Raw genomic sequence first — 17,104 nt, forward strand, 5'->3', positions numbered from 1 at the left:
GGCGGGGGTTCACCCAGTCGATACCCTGGACACCATGACGCAGCACCAGAGCACCCAGACGATGAAGCCCGCGACCGCGGCGAAGAAGCTGGGTGTGTACCTCGAGGCCACCCCCGCCGAGTTCCGTGAGGGTGTGGTCTCGCGGGCCGAGCTCAACCAGCTCCAGGCCGATCCGCCCCAGTGGCTCCAGGACCTGCGCGCCAACGGCCCGCACCCCCGTCCGGTGGTCGCGGCCAAGCTCGGCGTGTCCATCGCCGGTCTGGCGCGCGGCGGCGTGACCGAGCCGCTCACCACGGAGCAGATCGAGGCGCTGAAGCAGGAGCAGCCCGAGTGGCTGGTCAAGGAGCGCGCCACCCAGGCCGAGGTCCGCAAGGAAGGCGCCCGGGTCAAGAAGCTGCACGCCGAGAAGGCGGCCCGCGCCGACCGATCCTGACGTAGGGCTCTTGGTCCCCTCCAGGGCTGGGACAGCCTCCCTGTACGCCCGAGACTGAGGTCATCGACCGTCACCCCTGTCGGACCGTGACGGCTGATCCCTCTCGCTCTGAAGGGACCGAAGGCATGACCACGGACGCCAAGAGCACCGAAGCCTTACTCCTGCCCCATCCGGCCCGGCTCTCCGCCCGGCTGGATCCGGGGCTGTCCCGCTGGCTGTGGCTGGTGAAGTGGCTGCTCGCCCTCCCCCACTACCTGGTACTGGCCTTCCTGTGGCTCGCCGTGGTGCCGGTGAGCGTGGTGGCCTTCTTCGCGGTCCTCTTCACCGGCCGCTATCCGCGGGCCCTGTTCGGCTTCACCGCCGGGGTGCTCCGCTGGACCTGGCGGGTGGACTACTACGGCTACAACGCCCTCGGCACCGACCGCTACCCGCCGTTCTCCCTGGCCGACGTCCCCGATTACCCGGCCCACCTGGACGTGGCCTACCCCGAGCACCTCTCGCGCGGCCTCGTCCTGGTGAAGTGGTGGCTGCTGGCCGTCCCGCACTATCTGCTGCTGACCGCCTTCGGCGGCGGGCTGCGTGCGGTGACCGGGCTGCTCACCCTGTACGCCGGGATCGCGCTGGCGTTCACCGGTGTCTATCCGCGCGGCATCTTCGACCTGGTCATCGGCCTCAACCGGTGGGCGCTGCGGGTGGCCGTCTACGCGTCCCTGCTGACCGACGTGTATCCGCCGTTCCGGCTCGACCAGGGCGGGGCGGAGCCGGTGGCCGCCTGATTCCTCACGCGGACGCCGCCTGATGTCCTCTACGCGAAGGCCGCGCGGGCCAGACCACCTGGCCGCGCCCGAGAGTCGATACCCGGTGTTCAACCCCGAGCCGTCCTGCGGGCCAGGTCTGGACGGGCCCGGCCAGTAGGTTGTGCGGCATGAGCGAGAGCACGGCCCGGCTGGCCGGGAAGGTCGTTGTCGTCACGGGCGCTGCGCGTGGTCAGGGTGCCGCGGAGGCGGCCGCCCTGGCCCGGGCCGGGGCCCGGGTGGTCGTCACCGACGTACGTCCCGAGGGCGACGGCTGCCGTCGTCTCGACGTGAGCAAGGAGACCGACTGGGCCGAGCTGGCCGCCGAGCTCGAGGAGTCGTACGGACAGGTCCACGGTCTGGTCAACAACGCCGGGATCATCCAGCGCGGCCGGCTCGGGGACGTGAGCGCCGAGGACATGGCGCGGGTGCAGGCGGTGAACACCACCGGTCCGCTGCTCGGCATCCAGTACCTCGCCCCGCTGATGCCGCCGGGCTCGTCCATCGTCAACGTCGGTTCGTCCGCCGCCCTGACCGGCTACTACCCGGTCGCCTACACGGCCAGCAAGTGGGCGCTGCGCGGGGTGTCGAGGATCGCGGCGATGGAGCTGGGGCCGCGCGGCATCCGCGTCAACACGATCCATCCGGGCTACATCGAGACGGACATGACCGCCGCCGCCACGGAGGCCTTCCGCGAGACGACCCTGCGGGAGACGCCGCTGGGGCGCAGCGGCACCGTCGACGACATCGCTCCGCTCGTGGTGTTCCTGATCTCCGACGAGTCGTCGTTCATCACCGGTACGGACATTCCGGTGGACGGGGGTCTCACGGCGCACGGGGGCGTCAAGTCCATCTCGGACGCGATGCGTCCGGACGTCTCGTAGGCGAGGCTGCCGTGCGGGCCGCCGGTCCCCCGTTCCGGCGGGCCCGCACGGAAGAGGGAGAGAACCAGGCACCCCCTCCGGGCCTGTTCTCCCCCGCTGTTGCATTCTGGAACGGCGGAATCACCCGCAGGTATGGGTAGAACTGCGTACGTGAGCGGGCGGAGCGGGAACGTGGCACAGGGGCTGGGCGGGGCCTACGAGCGGATGCTGTCGGTGGCCGTGGCGGCACTCCACGAACGGGACCCCGACCTGCTCTGGCCGCTGGTGGCGGCCGCGCTGCCGGAGCTGTGCGGCGGCGAGGCGCTCATCTACAAGCTGGACGACTGGAGCGAGGACGGCGGCACGCTGGGCCTGTCCTCCGACGTCGCCCCGGAGTTCGGCGGGCTCGGGGAGGAGGCGATGGGGCTGCTGCGCCAGGGCTACCCCTTCGCCGGGCACTACGCGGCCGCGCCGGACCGGGTGCCGGTGACGGCGCGGACGGCGGCGGGGCGGGCCTGGGGCGCCAGCCGGACCGCGCGGCTGCTCGACGAACTCCTGGATGTCGACCATGTGCTGGGGATTCCGCTTCCGGAGTCCGGTTCGCCCATCACCGGCTGTCTCGTCTACCGCTCGGGCCGGGACTTCACCGAGGACGAGGTGCGGGTCGCCGGGCGGCTCCAGCCCCTCCTCTCCGGGATCGAGCAGCAGCGGCAGCTCCTGGAACGCTGGCGGCGGACGGTCGCGCCGGACGCGGAAACGCCCGAGGCGGGGCTGACGCCCCGGGAGACGACCGTGCTGCTCCTGCTCACCGACGCGCTGACCGCCGCCGCCATGGGCCGCAGGCTCGGCATCTCGGAGCGGACGGTGCACAAGCACGTCGCGAACATCTACCGCAAGCTCGGCACCCACGACCGGCTCGGGACCGTCCTGCGCGCCCAGCAGTTGGGGCTGGTCCCGACGCCCGCCTCACTGCGCTGAGGGCATCCCGCCGCCGTTGCCCTGGAGCCGCTCCAGGTCGGACGGCCGTACCTGAATGGCGAGTACGGCGATCAGCGCGGCGACCGCGGTGAAGATCGCCGCGACGATGAACGCGGCCGAGACGCCGGCGGTGAGGACCTGGTCGGCCCACTTGCCGGGCAGCTGTCCGGTGCGCTTGAAGAAGAGCTGCTCGGCCGGGGTGGCCTGCGCGAAGAACTTCTCGGTCTCGTTGCTGCTGGCCGTGCCGAACGTCGTCACCAGGATGGACAGCCCCAGCGAACCGCCCACCTGCTGGGTGGCGTTGAGCAGCCCGGAGGCCGCGCCGGTCTCCTGCACGGGCACGTTGGAGAGCGCCATCAGGGTCAGCGACACGAACTCCATGCCCATGCCGAGGCTGAACACCAGCATCGGGCCGAGGACACTGCCCGCGTAGGTGGAGTGGATGTCGGTCAGCGTCAGCCAGGCGAGGCCCGCCGCGGCGAGGATCGCGCCCACCACCATGAAGGGCTTGGGCCCGTAGACGGGCAGGAACCGCGAGGCCAGTCCGGCGCCGACCGCGATGACCGCGCTGACCGGCAGGAACGCGAACCCGGCCTGCAACGGGCTGAAGTCCAGGACGTTCTGCACGAAGAGCGTGAGGAAGAAGAACATCCCGAAGATCGCCGCGGCGAGGCAGAGCATGATGCCGTACGTCCCCGCCCGGTTGCGGTCGGCGAACATGTGCAGCGGCGTGATCGGCTGCCGGGACCGGCGCTCGATGAGGACGAACGCGGTGAGGACGACGATCGCCGCGCCGAACGAGGCCAGGGTGTACGGGTCCCGCCAGCCCTCCTGGGCGGCTCTGATGAACCCGTACACCAGCAGGACCATGCCGACGGTGGAGGTCAGGGCGCCGGCGATGTCGAAGTGGCCGGGATGGCGCTCGGACTCCTTGATCCAGCGGGGTGCGGCGACCGCGATGAGCAGTCCGATGGGGACGTTGACGAACAGCACCCAGCGCCAGTTGAGGTACTCGACGAGGATGCCGCCGGCCAGCAGTCCGATCGCGCCGCCGCCCGCCGAGACCGCGGCGAACACGCCGAACGCCCGGTTGCGTTCGGGTCCTTCGCGGAACGTGGTGCTGATCAGGGCGAGCGCGGTCGGGGAGGCGATGGCGCCGCCGACGCCCTGGAAGGCGCGTGCGGCGAGGAGTTGGGCCTCGTTCTGGGAGAGCCCGCCGAGCAGGGAGGCGAGCACGAAGAGCAGCACACCGATGATGAACATGCGCCGGCGGCCGAGGATGTCGCCGGTCCGGCCGCCGAGCAGCAGCAGCCCGCCGAAGGTGAGCGTGTAGGCGTTGACCACCCAGGACAGGCTGGTGGTGGAGAAGTCCAGCGAGCGCTGGATGTCCGGGAGGGCGATGTTCACGATGGTGATGTCGAGGACCACCATCAGCTGACACGAGGCGATGACCAGCAGCGCCATGGCGTTTCCGCCACCCCCGGTGCCGGGGGTGGCCGTCTTCGCGGCGGAACGGGAGCTGGTCATGGGCGTCGCACTCTCGGGAGTGGCACCGTCACCACGGGTCAGTGAACGGTGCCGTCCACTAGACGACCGTACGCCGGTGTGACGCCCGTCACCACTCGATCGGGACATCCGCCCCGGCGGATCAGCCGATCACGAACAGCAGATCGCCGCCCTCCACCTGCTGGATCTTGTTGATGGCCAGCCGGGAGACCTTGCCCGCCTTGGGCGCGGTGATCGCGGCCTCCATCTTCATCGCCTCGATGGTGGCGACCGTGCCGCCGGCCGCGACCTCGTCGCCCTCGGCGACCGCGAGGGTCACCACACCCGCGAACGGGGCCGCGACATGGCCGGGGTTGGCGCGGTCGGCCTTCTCGGTGACGGGGATGTCGGAGGAGGCGGCGACGTCGCGGACCTGGATGGGCCGCAACTGGCCGTTGAGCGTGGACATCACGGTCCGCATGCCGCGCTCGTCGGCCTCGCCCACGGCCTCCAGACCCATCAGCAGCCGGACGCCGGGCTCCAGGTCGACGGCGTACTCCTGGCCCGGGCGCAGCCCGTAGAAGAAGTCCTTGCTGTCGAGGACGCTGGTGTCGCCGTAGGTCTGGCGGTGCGTCTCGAACTCCCGCGTGGGGCCGGGGAAGAGGAGCCGGTTGAGGGTGGCGCGGCGGTCCTTCTCCAGGCCGTCGCGGTCCTCCGCCGTCAACTCCGGCGCGGGCTTGGCGGCGGCGCGGCCCTCCAGGGCCCGGGTGCGGAACGGCTCGGGCCAGCCGCCGGGCGGGGTGCCCAGCTCGCCGCGGAGGAAGCCGATGACCGAGTCGGGGATGTCGAACCGCTCCGGGGTCGCCTCGAACTCCTCCGGTGCCACCCCGGCACCGACCAGGTGCAGGGCGAGGTCGCCGACCACCTTGGACGACGGGGTGACCTTCACCAGATGGCCGAGGATCTTGTCGGCGGCGGCGTACATCGCCTCGATGTCCTCGAACCGGTCGCCGAGCCCGAGCGCGACGGCCTGGGTGCGCAGGTTGGAGAGCTGTCCGCCGGGGATCTCGTGGTCGTAGACCCGCCCGGTCGGCGAGGCGAGGCCCGCCTCGAAGGGGGCGTAGATCCGGCGGACGCTCTCCCAGTACGGCTCCAGGTCGCCGACCGCGAGCAGGTCGAGGCCGGTGGGCCGGGCCGAGTGGTCGGTGGCGGCGACGATCGCCGACAGCGACGGCTGGGACGTCGTACCGGCCATGGAGGCCACCGCCCCGTCCACGGCGTCGGCGCCGGCCTGGATCGCGGCCAGGTAGGTGGCGAGCTGGCCGCCCGCGGTGTCGTGGGTGTGGATGTGCACCGGCAGGTCGAACTCCCGCCGCAGCGCCGATACGAGGGTGGCGGCGGCCGGCGCCCGCAGCAGACCGGCCATGTCCTTGACGGCCAGGACGTGCGCGCCGGCCTCGACGATCTGCTCGGCGAGCCGCAGGTAGTAGTCGAGGGTGTAGAGCCGCTCGTTCGGGTCGGACAGGTCGCTCGTGTAGCAGAGGGCGACCTCGGCGATCGCGGTGCCGGTCTCGCGGACGGCCTCGATGGCGGGGCGCATCTGGCCGACGTCGTTGAGCGCGTCGAAGATGCGGAAGATGTCGATGCCGGTGGCGGCGGCCTCCTGCACGAAGGCGTCGGTCACCTCGGTCGGGTACGGGGTGTAGCCGACGGTGTTGCGGCCGCGCAGCAGCATCTGGAGGCAGATGTTGGGGACGGCCTCGCGCAGGGCGGCGAGCCGCTCCCACGGGTCCTCGGCGAGGAAGCGCAGCGCCACGTCGTAGGTGGCGCCGCCCCAGCACTCCAGGGAGAGGAGTTCGGGCAGGGTGCGGGCGACGACCGGGGCGACGGCGAGGAGGTCCTTGGTGCGCACGCGGGTGGCGAGCAGCGATTGGTGGGCGTCGCGGAAGGTGGTGTCGGTGACGCCGATGGTCGGGGACTCGCGCAGCCACCGGGCGAAGCCCTCCGGGCCGAGCTCGGTGAGCTTCTGCTTCGAACCGGCGGGCGGCACCTCACCGGTGAGCCGCGGGAGCTTGCTGCTGGGGTCGATGAGCTGGGGGCGCTCGCCGTGCGGCTTGTTGACCGTCACGTCCGCGAGGTAGGTGAGCAGCTTGGTGCCGCGGTCCGCGGAGGTGCGGGAGGTCAGCAGGTGGGGGCGCTGCTCGATGAACGACGTGGTGACGCGGCCCGCCTGGAAGTCCGGGTCGTCCAACACGGCCTGGAGGAACGGGATGTTGGTGGCCACGCCGCGGATGCGGAACTCGGCGACCGCGCGCCGGGCACGCTTGACGGCGGTGGAGAAGTCCCGGCCCCGGCAGGTGAGCTTCACCAGCATCGAGTCGAAGTGGGCGCTGATCTCCGTACCGGCGTGGGTGGTTCCGCCGTCGAGGCGGATGCCGGAGCCGCCGGGCGAGCGGTAGGCGCTGATGCGGCCGGTGTCCGGGCGGAAGCCGTTGGCGGGGTCCTCGGTGGTGATCCGGCACTGGAGGGCGGCGCCGTGCAGGGTGACCGTCTCCTGGGAGAGCCCCAGGTCGGCGAGGGTCTCACCGGCGGCGATGCGGAGCTGGGACTGGACCAGGTCGACGTCGGTGACCTCCTCGGTGACCGTGTGCTCGACCTGGATGCGCGGGTTCATCTCGATGAAGACGTGGTTGCCCGCCGGGTCGAGGAGGAACTCCACGGTGCCGGCGTTGCGGTAGCCGATCTCGCGGGCGAAGCGGACGGCGTCGGCGCAGATGCGGTCGCGCAGCTCCGGGTCGAGGTTCGGCGCCGGGGCCAGCTCGATGACCTTCTGGTGGCGGCGCTGGACGGAACAGTCGCGCTCGAAGAGGTGGATGACGTTGCCCTGGCCGTCGGCGAGGATCTGCACCTCGATGTGGCGGGGGTCGACGACGGCCTTCTCCAGGAAGACGGTCGGGTCGCCGAACGCGGACGCCGCCTCGCGGGCCGCCGCCTCGATGGACTCCCGCAGCTGCGCCGGGTCCTCGACGCGGCGCATACCGCGCCCGCCGCCACCGGCGACGGCCTTCACGAACACGGGGAAGCCGATGTCCTCGGCGGCCCGGACCAGCTCGTCGACGTCGCTGGAGGGCTCGGAGGAGCCGAGGACGGGCACGCCGGCCGCTCGGGCCGCGGCGACCGCCCTCGCCTTGTTGCCGGTGAGTTCGAGGATCTCCGCGCTGGGTCCGACGAAGGTGATCCCGGCTTCCTCGCAGGCGCGGGCCAGCTCGGGGTTCTCGGAGAGGAACCCGTAGCCCGGGTAGACGGCGTCGGCACCGGCCTGCTGGGCGGCGCGGACGATCTCCTCCACGGAGAGGTAGGCCCGCACCGGGTGCCCCGGCTCGCCGATCTCGTACGCCTCGTCGGCCTTGAGCCGGTGCAGTGAGTTGCGGTCCTCGTGCGGGAAGACGGCGACGGTCCTCGCGCCCAGTTCATAGCCGGCGCGGAAGGCGCGAATCGCGATCTCGCCTCGGTTGGCTACCAGTACCTTGCGGAGCATTCCCGATCCCTTCGGCCTGCCGGTGACGGACACCATGGTCGCGGCTACGGCCCCCGGGTGCCATGAGAGGCAGGTCACTCGGAAACGGAGATTTAACCTGTTTGCCCGTTAGGGTCTGTCCGGCGGATCAGGTCGCAGGGGATCGGCGGTACCTCTTTGACGCGGGTGCCCCGCGTCTGCGGCGTGATCCGCCGGACAGGCCCTAAGCCCCCAGCGGACGTGGAGCGCGGCCGGCTTCCGGAAGACCAGACCGTACGGTGCCGCCGCGTGCTTCTCGTCCAGGCGCAGGTCCGGGAGGCGGGCGAGCAGCGTGCGCAGGGCGACGCGGGTCTCCAGGCGGGCGAGGTGGGCGGCGATGCAGTGGTGGGGGCCGTGGGCGAAGGCCAGTTGGAGGCGGGCGTTCTCGCGGCGGACGTCGAAGCGGTCGGGGTCGGGGAAGACGGCCGGGTCGCGGTTGGCGCCGGCGAGGGAGACGGTGACCAGGTCGCCGCGCCGGATCGTCGCCGGGCCCAGGTCCGTGTCCCGGGTGGCGTAGCGGTCGACGACGGCGGCGCCGGGTTCGAGGCGCAGGGACTCCTCGATCGCACCGTCGAGGAGGTCGGACTCGGCCTGGACGAGGGCGAGTTGATCGGGGTGGCGCAGGAGGTGGAGGACGGCGTTGGTGATCATCGCCTCGGTGGTCTCGATGCCGCCGAACATCAGGACCGCGGCGTTGGAGGCGACCTCGGGCAGGGCCAGCCGGTCGGCGGCGGCGCCGAGCAGGGAGGACGTGCCGTGGGTGGTGGCCACGGCGGCCCTCAGCTGTGCGTAGGCGGCGGTGCCGGCCGGGCTGGGGGCGTGTCCGGCGGTGATGTCGGAGACCGACGCCACGATCGCCTCGTACCAGGACAGGACGGTGTCGGTGCTGACGCCGGAGAGGCCGAGTGCCTCGGTGACGACGGCGACCGCGAGCGGGCCGGCGAAGGAGCGGCGCAGTTCGGCGGCGCCGGCCGGTTCGAGGGCGGTGACGAGCCGGTCGGTCTCCTGCTCGACGAACGCGGCGAACCGGTCGTGGGTCTGCCGTGGCCGGAAGGGGGCGGCGAAGGGTTCGCGGTGCCGGGCGTGCTCGGGGCCGTCGAGGGACAGCATGCTCGGGCCGACGACCTGGGCGGTGGAGAAGCGGGGGTCGTCGACGGTGAAGGTCCTGGCGTCCCGCATCACCGTCAGGGCCAGATCCCGGCGGGTCACCAGCCAGCCGTCGAGTTCGGGCAGCCAGGACACGGGCTCGTGGGCGCGGAGCAGCGCGAGGCGGGGGTGGGGGTCGTCGGCGAGCTCGGCGAGCGTCGTCGCGGCGCCCAACGGGAACGGTTCGAGAACGCTCATCACACTTCCGGTCGGGGTTCGGGGAGTTCGGGGGCGGTCACAGCCGACGCTCCGGGCGCGGCGGGTCGGGCGGCGCGGGCCAGTCCTCGCCGCTGAGGGTCGCCGTCAGACGTCCCGCGTCGAGGGCCACGCGCACGTCCGTGCCGCTCGCCACGGCCGGGGCGAAGGCGGCGGGCGGGGTGTCGTCGAGGAGGAGAAGGAAGTGCAGGGCGCGGGCCGGCAGGTCCTGCGGGAGTCCGTCGGTGTCCAGCCGCAGGTTGGCCTGCCAGGCGGCCTGACACAGGACCGAGACGAACAGCCCGAGGAAGTCGGCGCCCAGCAGCGCGTCGGCGTGCTCGACCCGGACCACCGTCCCTCGTACGCCGCCGCTGTGGACATGCCGGTCGTGCAGACAGTCCACGAGCGCGTCCCAGTTGCGGCCGAAACAGCCGGGGAAGGACAGCACGTCGGCGAAGGCGGCGAACACGGCAGCGGGGTCGGTGAGGTGCCGTCCGTCGAGGCGGAACACCTCGCCGCCCCGGGCCCGCAGCTCGGCGGTCTCGGCCGCCGGCCACGGGTCGTCACAGCCGGCGACCACGACCCACGGCGGGCGGCGTTCGGTGAGCCAGGCGTGCATGGCCTCAGCGCGCCAGGAAGTCGGCCAGGCCCGTCAGGAGCCGGTCGACGTCGTCCGTGTCGTTGTAGGGCGCGAGGCCGATGCGCAGTCCGCCGGTGTCGCCGAGGCCGAGCCGCCGGGAGGCCTCGATCGCGTAGAAGGAGCCGGACGGCGCGTGGACGCCGCGGTCGGCGAGGAAGCGGTAGGCGTCCACCGTGCCGTGTTCCTCGAAGGTCAGCAGCAGGGTGGGCGTGCGGTCGGCCGCCCGGGAGTGGATCGTGATCCCGTCGAGCGCGGCCAGCCCCTTGTCCAACTGCGTGCGCAGGACCTGCTCGTGGGCTTCGAGTGCCGTGAACGACGCCTCCAGGCGCTGTCGTCGCGGTCCCGTGGCCTCGGTGTCCATGCCCGCGAGGAAGTCGACGGCCGCCCGGGTGCCGGCCAGGAACTCGTAGGGCAGCGTGCCCAGTTCGAAGCGTTCCGGCACGACGTCGGTGGACGGCAGGAGCTTGTCGGGGTGCAGGGTCTCCAGCAACTCCGGGCGGGCGGCGAGGACTCCGTGGTGCGGGCCGAGGAACTTGTACGCGGAGCAGACGTAGAAGTCGGCGCCGAGCCGTGACAGGTCGAGCAGGGCGTGCGCGGTGTGGTGGACGCCGTCGACGTGGACCAACGCCCCTGCCTCGTGGGCCAGTCGGGAGATCGCGGGGATGTCGGGGCGGGTGCCGATGAGGTTGGAGGCGGCGGTCACGGCGACCAGCCGGGTCCGCTCGGAGAGCACGGCACGGATGTCGTCGACGGTCAACTCGCCGGTGGCCGGGTCGAAGTCGGCCCAGCGCACGACGGCTCCGACGCGGTCGGCGGCCTGCACCCACGGGCGGATGTTCGCGTCGTGGTCGAGCCGGGTGACGACCACCTCGTCGCCGGGCGACCACGCCTTGGCGAGGGTGCGGGAGAAATCGTAGGTGAGCTGGGTGGCGCTGCGGCCGAAGACGATGCCGGACGCCTCCGCGCCCAGCAGGTCGGCGAGGGCGGCGCGGGTCTCGGTGACGATCGTCTCGGCGTTGCGCTCCCCCGGTACGCCGTGGCCGCGGTTCGACAGGGGGTGGGCCAGGGCGTCGGCGATGGCGTCGATGACGGGGCGGGGTGTCTGGGTGCCGCCGGGGCCGTCGAAGTGGGCCGTGCCGGCCGCGAGGGCGGGGAACCGGGAGCGGAGGGCGGCGATGTCGTACGTCACGTGCAGCTCCTTCGAGGGTGGCCGGTGCACGAGTCAACCTCATCACGCGGGCGCGGGTGACCTCGCCCCCCGCGTGACGGAGCCTGAACGTCCGAGGGGTGATCGGCGTCCCAGGAGTGACGTGCTCCGCGGGGGGCGACGAACGAAGGGACCACGATGACGGTCGTACGCATGGGTGCCGGGCTGCTCGCCGTGGCCGGACTGATCTGCACGGTGGCCGGCTGCGGCGCGGAGACCTCCTCGGCCTCGGCTCCGAAGGAGGTGACGTGGGAGGAGCCCGCCGCGTACACCTACACCCTGACGTCCAGCGAGGGGGAGCGGTCCCTCATCGGCAGGTTCCGGGTCACCGTCAGGGACGGCAAGGTCACGGAGGCGGTCGGTCTGGACGACAGCGCACGCCGGGTCGTCGAGCGGGCGCCGGACCAAGTGCCCACGCTGGGAGCCCTGTTGGGAGCGCTGAAACAGGCCCGGAGCGACGGCGCGGACACCGCGGAGGCCGAGTACGCGGCTGACGGGCACCCGGAGCGGATCTTCCTGGACTGGGACGAGAACGCGGTCGACGACGAGGAACGGTACGTCGTCGAGTCGTACGAACCCGCCTAACGGCTCGTGCCCCGCAACCGCTGGACGGTTCCGCCGATCCTGGGGCGGGCCTCCTCCAGGAGGTTCTCCTCGGCGCTGACGGCCCAGCGTGTGCCGACGAGGTAGGTGCCGCCGTAGAGGGAGGCCGCGTCCAGCCAGGTCAGTTTGAGGCGCTCCTCGGGGAAGGTCGTGATGAGGTAGTCGCCCTTGGCGCCGTGGCAGGTGCCTTCCCGCAGTTCGTCCGCCTCCGTGCGGATCTCGGCCTCGCAGCCGATCAGTCCGGCGATGACCTCTACCTTCGCCGGGGCGACGACCCCGGCGGAGGGGGCCGAGGTGACGACGGTGTCGGCGGCGGCCTTCCGGGCGTCTTCCTTCTCGCCCCCGCCGCAGCCCGCGGTCAGGGGGAGGAGGGCCAGGCTTCCGACCGCCGCCGCCGTGCGCAGCGGGTGTGGGGTGGACCGGGGCACGTACCTCTCCGTTCGGCAGGGGGATCCTGACGCCCAGAGGTACGGGAGAGCCGCCGGGGCCGTTCAGCTCACGCTCATGGCGCTGAGCAGCCGGAGCGAGGCGGCCGTCTCCGAACCCGGCTCGACGTTGTAGACGCACAGGGTCTGGTCGGTGTCGCCGGGCGGTTCGAAGGACTCGTAGGAGAAGTGGAGTTCGCCGACGAGGGGGTGGTGGTAGTGCTTGGTGCCGTGGGTGCGGTGGAGCACCCGGTGGTCGTTCCACCAGCCGCTGAACTCGGGGCACTTCAGGGTGAGTTCGCCGACGAGGTCGGCCAACTGCCGGTCCTGCGGGTACCGTCCGGCCTCCAGGCGGAGCACGGCGACCGTGTCGGTGGCGATCTGCTCCCAGTCGCCGACGCGGGTGCGGGCCTCGGGATCGAGGAGGTAGTAGCGGGCCAGGTTGCGGCGGTTGGCGGGGAGCGCCTCGAAGTCGGTGAGGACCTCGCGGGCGAGGCGGTTGGCGGCCAGGACGTCGGTGCGGCGGCCCAGGACGAACGCGGGCACGTGGTCGAGGGTCTGGAGCATCAGGTGCAGGCCCGGCCGGACCCGCTGCGGGGCGACCGGGGCGCGGCGCGGTGCGGACGGGCGGGCCAGCAGGTCGGTGAGGTGCTCGCGTTCGGAGAGGTCGAGCTGGAGGGCCCGGGCGAGGGCCTCGACGACCTCGGGTGAGGGGTTCTGGGCGCGGCCCTGTTCGAGGCGGGTGTAGTACTCGGTGCTCACCCCGGCCAGGCGGGCCGCCTCGTCGCGGCGCAGTCCGGGGACCCGGCGGGCGCGGCCGTCCTCGGGCAGCCCGGCCCGGTCGGGGGTGAGGCGGGCCCTGCGGGAGCGCAGGAAGTCGGCGAGTTCTCTGCCACGGTCGTCCATGCCGTCCAGTCTGCCGAAGGCGGAGGTGACCTGCCCCGGCGTGGGTGGTCCTGCCGGTACCTGCCTCGCGGATACCTGCCCGGTCAGGGCACTTTCCGGCGCCCCGCGAGGGCTCGGCGGGCGGTTGTCTGGATGAGGGCCGCAGCGGCCCGCTTCTCCACTCCTTGTTCCGCACTCCGGAAGGCATCCCTCATGACCACCTCCGCACTCCCCCTCTCCGGCCGTGTCGCGGTCGTCACCGGCGCTTCCAGCGGTCTCGGCGAGGCCACCGCCGAGCACCTGGCCGCGCTGGGCGCCCGGGTCGCCGTGCTGGCGCGTCGCGCCGGGCGGCTGGACGATCTGGTCGCCCGGATCGAGAAGAACGGCGGCCAGGCCCTCGCCCTCTCCGTGGACGTCACCGACGCGGCGGCGGTCCAGGCGGCCGCCGACCGGGTGGCGGCCGAACTCGGGGGCGCCGACCTGCTGTTCAACAACGCCGGCGTCATGCTCCCCGCCCCCGTCGAGGAGTTGGCGACGGAGCAGTGGCGGCAGCAGATCGACCTCAACGTCAACGGTCTGATGAACGCCATCGCGGCCTTCACACCGCAGTTGGTGGCGTCCGCCGCCGAGCGCGGTGTGGCCGACCTGATCAACACCTCGTCGATCGCGGCCCAGAACGTCTTCCCGACCTTCGCCGTCTACTCCGCGACGAAGGCGTACGTCAGCCATCTCTCCCGGCACCTCCGGGTCGAGCTGGGCCCGAAGAACGTCCGCGTCTCGGCGCTGGAGCCCGGCATCGTCGGCACCGAACTCCAGGGCCATGTCACCGACGAGGGCGCCCGCGCCTGGCTGGACGGGGCCCGCGAGTCGATGGAGTGGCTCGTCCCGCAGGACATCGCCGAGACCGTCGGGTTCATCGCGTCGCTGCCGCCGCGGGTGAACGTCCAGCAGGTCACGGTCATGCCGACCGGCCAGGCGAACTGACCGCCACGACGCGGGCCGCGCGAGGCATCGAGCTAATGTTGTGCACTTTATTGACGGCAGTTAACTGAGGGCCTAATTTCGCGGTGTCCTTCCCCGCTCATGAGAGACCGCTCTCAAGGGTCACCGCTCCCAAGCGGTCACCCCCTCTCATGGCAGACCGCTCTCAAGGGAGACCGCGATGCCCTCGTCCCCCGTCGCCGCACCGCCCACGGCCTCCGAACGGACCCGCCAGCTGCGCCGAGTGGCCCTCTCCGGGCTGCTCGGCACGGCTGTGGAGTTCTACGACTTCCTCGTCTACGGCACCGTCGCCGCGCTCGTCTTCGGCGAACTGTTCTTCCCGGGCGCCGACCCGGCCGTGGGCACGATCGCCGCCTTCGGCACCTTCGCCGCCGGTTATGTCGCCCGCCCGCTCGGCGGCGTCCTCTTCGGCCACTTCGGCGACCGGCTCGGCCGCAAGTCGATGCTGCTGCTCACGATGGGCCTGATGGGCGGCGCCAGCTTCCTCATCGGGCTGCTGCCCACGTACGACACGATCGGCGTGTGGGCGCCGGTCCTGCTGATCGCCCTGCGCGTCGTCCAGGGCGTCGCGATCGGCGGCGAGTGGGGCGGCGCCACCCTGATGGTCGTGGAGCACGCCGGGGAGCGGCGCCGCGGCCTGTGGTCCAGCTTCACGCAGATGGGAGCCCCGCTCGGCTCCCTGCTCTCCACGGCCGTCGTGGCGTACGTCGTGACGCTGCCGAAGGACGAGTTCGCGGCCTGGGGCTGGCGGCTGCCGTTCCTGCTGAGCGTCGTCCTGCTCGGCGTCGGCATGTTCGTCCGGCTGAAGGTGGTGGAGAGCCCGCTGTTCGCCGAGGTGAAGAAGGACAGCGCCGAGTCGCGGCTGCCGATCCTCGACGTGCTGCGCAACCCGCGCCCGGTGCTGCTGGCCTGCTGCGTCGGCATCGGCGCCTTCACCGCCCAGTCCCTGCTGACCAGTTACCTGATCGCGTACGCCACGGGCATCGGATACGCCCGTCCGCAGGTGCTGGACGCCCTCACCGTCTCCGCCTGTGTCGCCCTCGTGGTGCTGCCGTGCGCCTCCGCGCTCTCGGACCGCATCGGCCGCCGCCCGGTCGTGCTCGCCGGAGCCGTCGCCTCGGCCGCGCTCGCCTTCCCCGTGCTCTCGCTGGTCGACTCGAAGTCGCCGGGGCTGCTGATCCTGGCGGTCGTCCTCGGTCACGGCATCGCCCAGTCCACGATGTACGGCCCGCTGGGCGCCCTGCTCACCGAGATGTTCGGCACCAAGGTCCGCTACACCGGCGCCTCGCTCGGCTACCAGGGCGCGACCCTCATCGGCGCCGGCTTCTCCCCCATGATCGCCGGGAGCCTGGTGGCGGGCAGCGACAGCGGCACGCCGGTCGCCTGGCTGCTGTGCGGCGGCGCCGCGATCACCGCGCTGACCGTGTGCTTCGTCCGCGAGACCCACCGCACGACCCTCACCGAGCCCGTCGCACAGCCCACCACCCCCCACACGGAGGAGATCTCCGCATGACGACCCGTACCCGCACGGCGTCCGCACTGGCACTCCTGCTCGCCGTCGCCGCCCTGCCCGCCACGGCAGCGGCGGCCACCACGGAGACCAGCCACATCGAGGGCCAACTCCCCTCCGGCGCGGCGTACATGATGGACGTGCCCGCCGACTGGAACGGCACCGTCCTGCTCTTCAGCCACGGCTACCGCGCCAAGGGCGGCCCCAACCCCGCCCAGAACGCGCCGAACGACCCGACCAAGTCCCTTCTGCTACGGCAGGGTTACGCCCTCGTCGGCTCCTCCTACGCGAGCACCGGCTGGGCGGTGACGGACGCGGTGCCGGACCAGCTCGCCACCCTCGCCGCCTTCAACGACCGCTTCGGAGCGGCCCGCCGGACCATCGCGTGGGGGCAGTCGTACGGCGGGCTCGTCACCACCGCCCTCGCCGAGCGCGCCCCGCGGCGCATCGACGGTTCCCTGTCGATGTGCGGCCTCGTCCACGGCGGCGTCGCCAACTGGAACAACACCCTCGACCCGGTCTTCGCCCTCAAGACGCTCCTCGCGCCCGGCTCCGGCATCCCGCTCGTCGACATCCCGGACCAGGCCGCGGCGACCAACGCCGCCAACACGCTGACAGCCGCGGTGGATTCGGCGCAGACCACGGCCGCGGGGCGGGCCCGGATCGCGCTGGCCGCCGCCCTGCACAACATCCCCGTCTGGAACGACCCCTCCCAGACCCGGCCCGCCGCCACCGACTGGGACAGCCAGCAGGCCAACCAGTACAGCGCTCTCAAGGGCCTGGTGCAGGTCCCCGCGTTCAGCTGGCGGCTGGAGGCCGAGACCCGGGCGGGTGGCAACATGTCCTGGAACACCGGGGTGGACTACGCTCGGCTCCTCGGACAGTCCTCCGTCCGCAAAGAGGTCACCGAGCTGTACAAGAAGGCCGGTCTGTCGCTGCGGAAGGACCTCGCCGCCCTCAACAAGGCTCCGCGGATCTCCGCCGATCCGTCCGCAGTCGCCTGGATGCGGGGCACGAGCGCCTTCACCGGCAAGCTGACCAAGCCGCAGCTGGACATCCACACCATCGGCGACGCCCTCGTCCCGGTCCAGACGGAGAGCGCCCTCAAGCGCACGGTCACCGCCGCCGGAACGTCCGCCCTGCTGCGGCAGGCCTACGTCGACAACGCCGGGCACTGCACGTTCAGCCCGGCCGAGCAACTCGGCGCCCTGCACACGCTGGAGGACCGCATCGGGGCCGGCAAGTGGCCCGCCATGGATGCCGCCTCCCTCAACTCCCGGTCCACAGCCGCCGATTCCACGACTCCGGCCCGCTATGTGACGTACCGCCCGACGCCGTACCTGCGGCCGTACGACCTCGCGCACCCGGGCGACGGTCGCTAG

15 protein-coding genes are annotated in these 17,104 nt (G+C 72.2%); 8 read left to right on the top strand and 7 right to left on the bottom strand.

Going from position 1 to position 17,104, the window contains the following annotated elements; all coding sequences use genetic code 11:
• The first annotated feature begins 34 nt into the window (after window positions 1-34).
• From EJC51_RS07940 to EJC51_RS07955, 4 genes are all read left to right on the top strand, one after another.
• Complete coding sequence (locus EJC51_RS07940; protein ID WP_126270409.1) at window positions 35-433, top strand: DUF5997 family protein; 399 nt, start codon at window positions 35-37, stop codon at window positions 431-433.
• Window positions 434-558: 125 nt separating this feature from the next.
• A complete protein-coding gene (locus EJC51_RS07945) occupies window positions 559-1,209 on the top strand; it encodes a DUF4389 domain-containing protein (RefSeq protein WP_126270410.1) in 651 nt (216 codons plus the stop codon).
• A gap of 149 nt (window positions 1,210-1,358) precedes the next feature.
• Entirely contained in the window at window positions 1,359-2,111 is a 753-nt protein-coding gene (locus tag EJC51_RS07950) for an SDR family NAD(P)-dependent oxidoreductase (RefSeq protein ID WP_126270411.1), read from the top strand.
• A gap of 204 nt (window positions 2,112-2,315) precedes the next feature.
• Window positions 2,316-3,068, top strand: coding sequence for a helix-turn-helix transcriptional regulator (locus EJC51_RS07955; RefSeq protein WP_126276867.1), 753 nt, complete (start codon window positions 2,316-2,318; stop codon window positions 3,066-3,068).
• Here the strand turns inward: EJC51_RS07955 and EJC51_RS07960 are convergent.
• The 5 genes from EJC51_RS07960 to EJC51_RS07980 form a co-directional block, all read right to left on the bottom strand.
• On the bottom strand, window positions 3,057-4,532 hold the full coding sequence (locus tag EJC51_RS07960; protein WP_126276868.1) for an MFS transporter: 1,476 nt from the start codon (window positions 4,530-4,532) through the stop codon (window positions 3,057-3,059). The genes EJC51_RS07955 and EJC51_RS07960 overlap by 12 nt on opposite strands.
• Window positions 4,533-4,716: 184 nt before the next feature.
• Window positions 4,717-8,091, bottom strand: a complete 3,375-nt coding sequence (locus EJC51_RS07965; protein WP_126270412.1) for a pyruvate carboxylase — start codon at window positions 8,089-8,091, stop codon at window positions 4,717-4,719.
• Window positions 8,092-8,199: 108 nt separating this feature from the next.
• Entirely contained in the window at window positions 8,200-9,453 is a 1,254-nt protein-coding gene (locus EJC51_RS07970; protein WP_126270413.1) for a cytochrome P450, read from the bottom strand.
• A 37-nt stretch (window positions 9,454-9,490) separates the two neighbouring features.
• Window positions 9,491-10,069, bottom strand: coding sequence for a barstar family protein (locus tag EJC51_RS07975; protein WP_126270414.1), 579 nt, complete (start codon window positions 10,067-10,069; stop codon window positions 9,491-9,493).
• A gap of 4 nt (window positions 10,070-10,073) precedes the next feature.
• Window positions 10,074-11,279: a cysteine desulfurase-like protein gene (locus EJC51_RS07980; protein ID WP_126270415.1), complete on the bottom strand. Its 1,206-nt coding sequence runs from the start codon at window positions 11,277-11,279 to the stop codon at window positions 10,074-10,076.
• Window positions 11,280-11,435: 156 nt separating this feature from the next.
• Between EJC51_RS07980 and EJC51_RS07985 the strand changes: the two genes are divergently transcribed.
• Window positions 11,436-11,882: a DUF6174 domain-containing protein gene (locus EJC51_RS07985; protein WP_126270416.1), complete on the top strand. Its 447-nt coding sequence runs from the start codon at window positions 11,436-11,438 to the stop codon at window positions 11,880-11,882.
• On the opposite strand, the gene EJC51_RS07990 is transcribed toward EJC51_RS07985, so the two are convergent.
• Entirely contained in the window at window positions 11,879-12,328 is a 450-nt protein-coding gene (locus EJC51_RS07990) for a hypothetical protein (protein ID WP_244362556.1), read from the bottom strand. The two genes, EJC51_RS07985 and EJC51_RS07990, sit on opposite strands and share 4 nt — an antisense overlap.
• A gap of 63 nt (window positions 12,329-12,391) precedes the next feature.
• A complete protein-coding gene (locus EJC51_RS07995) occupies window positions 12,392-13,231 on the bottom strand; it encodes a helix-turn-helix transcriptional regulator (protein ID WP_126270417.1) in 840 nt (279 codons plus the stop codon).
• A gap of 192 nt (window positions 13,232-13,423) precedes the next feature.
• On the opposite strand from EJC51_RS07995, the gene EJC51_RS08000 reads away from it, so the two are divergent.
• From EJC51_RS08000 to EJC51_RS08010, 3 genes are all read left to right on the top strand, one after another.
• A complete protein-coding gene (locus EJC51_RS08000) occupies window positions 13,424-14,194 on the top strand; it encodes an SDR family oxidoreductase (protein ID WP_126270418.1) in 771 nt (256 codons plus the stop codon).
• A gap of 178 nt (window positions 14,195-14,372) precedes the next feature.
• A complete protein-coding gene (locus EJC51_RS08005; protein ID WP_126270419.1) occupies window positions 14,373-15,725 on the top strand; it encodes an MFS transporter in 1,353 nt (450 codons plus the stop codon).
• Window positions 15,722-17,104 carry an alpha/beta hydrolase family protein gene (locus EJC51_RS08010; RefSeq protein ID WP_126270420.1) on the top strand — a complete coding sequence of 461 codons (1,383 nt, stop codon included), beginning with the start codon at window positions 15,722-15,724 and terminating at the stop codon, window positions 17,102-17,104. The genes EJC51_RS08005 and EJC51_RS08010 overlap by 4 nt, the downstream gene beginning before the upstream one ends.

It is taken from the genome of Streptomyces aquilus, from assembly GCF_003955715.1.
GTDB classification, from domain to species: domain Bacteria; phylum Actinomycetota; class Actinomycetes; order Streptomycetales; family Streptomycetaceae; genus Streptomyces; species Streptomyces aquilus.

What these genes read in the sequence shown, in the direction of transcription:
- EJC51_RS07975 (WP_126270414.1), bottom strand. Translation starts at nt 10,069, where the DNA reads ATGCACGCCTGGCTCACCGAACGCCGCCCGCCGTGGGTCGTGGTCGCC.
- EJC51_RS07970 (WP_126270413.1), bottom strand. Translation starts at nt 9,453, where the DNA reads ATGAGCGTTCTCGAACCGTTCCCGTTGGGCGCCGCGACGACGCTCGCC.
- EJC51_RS07945 (WP_126270410.1), top strand. Translation starts at nt 559, where the DNA reads ATGACCACGGACGCCAAGAGCACCGAAGCCTTACTCCTGCCCCATCCG.
- EJC51_RS07955 (WP_126276867.1), top strand. Translation starts at nt 2,316, where the DNA reads ATGCTGTCGGTGGCCGTGGCGGCACTCCACGAACGGGACCCCGACCTG.
- EJC51_RS08010 (WP_126270420.1), top strand. Translation starts at nt 15,722, where the DNA reads ATGACGACCCGTACCCGCACGGCGTCCGCACTGGCACTCCTGCTCGCC.
- EJC51_RS07940 (WP_126270409.1), top strand. Translation starts at nt 35, where the DNA reads ATGACGCAGCACCAGAGCACCCAGACGATGAAGCCCGCGACCGCGGCG.
- EJC51_RS07950 (WP_126270411.1), top strand. Translation starts at nt 1,359, where the DNA reads ATGAGCGAGAGCACGGCCCGGCTGGCCGGGAAGGTCGTTGTCGTCACG.
- EJC51_RS07985 (WP_126270416.1), top strand. Translation starts at nt 11,436, where the DNA reads ATGACGGTCGTACGCATGGGTGCCGGGCTGCTCGCCGTGGCCGGACTG.
- EJC51_RS08005 (WP_126270419.1), top strand. Translation starts at nt 14,373, where the DNA reads ATGCCCTCGTCCCCCGTCGCCGCACCGCCCACGGCCTCCGAACGGACC.
- EJC51_RS07960 (WP_126276868.1), bottom strand. Translation starts at nt 4,532, where the DNA reads ATGGCGCTGCTGGTCATCGCCTCGTGTCAGCTGATGGTGGTCCTCGAC.
- EJC51_RS07965 (WP_126270412.1), bottom strand. Translation starts at nt 8,091, where the DNA reads ATGCTCCGCAAGGTACTGGTAGCCAACCGAGGCGAGATCGCGATTCGC.
- EJC51_RS08000 (WP_126270418.1), top strand. Translation starts at nt 13,424, where the DNA reads ATGACCACCTCCGCACTCCCCCTCTCCGGCCGTGTCGCGGTCGTCACC.
- EJC51_RS07995 (WP_126270417.1), bottom strand. Translation starts at nt 13,231, where the DNA reads ATGGACGACCGTGGCAGAGAACTCGCCGACTTCCTGCGCTCCCGCAGG.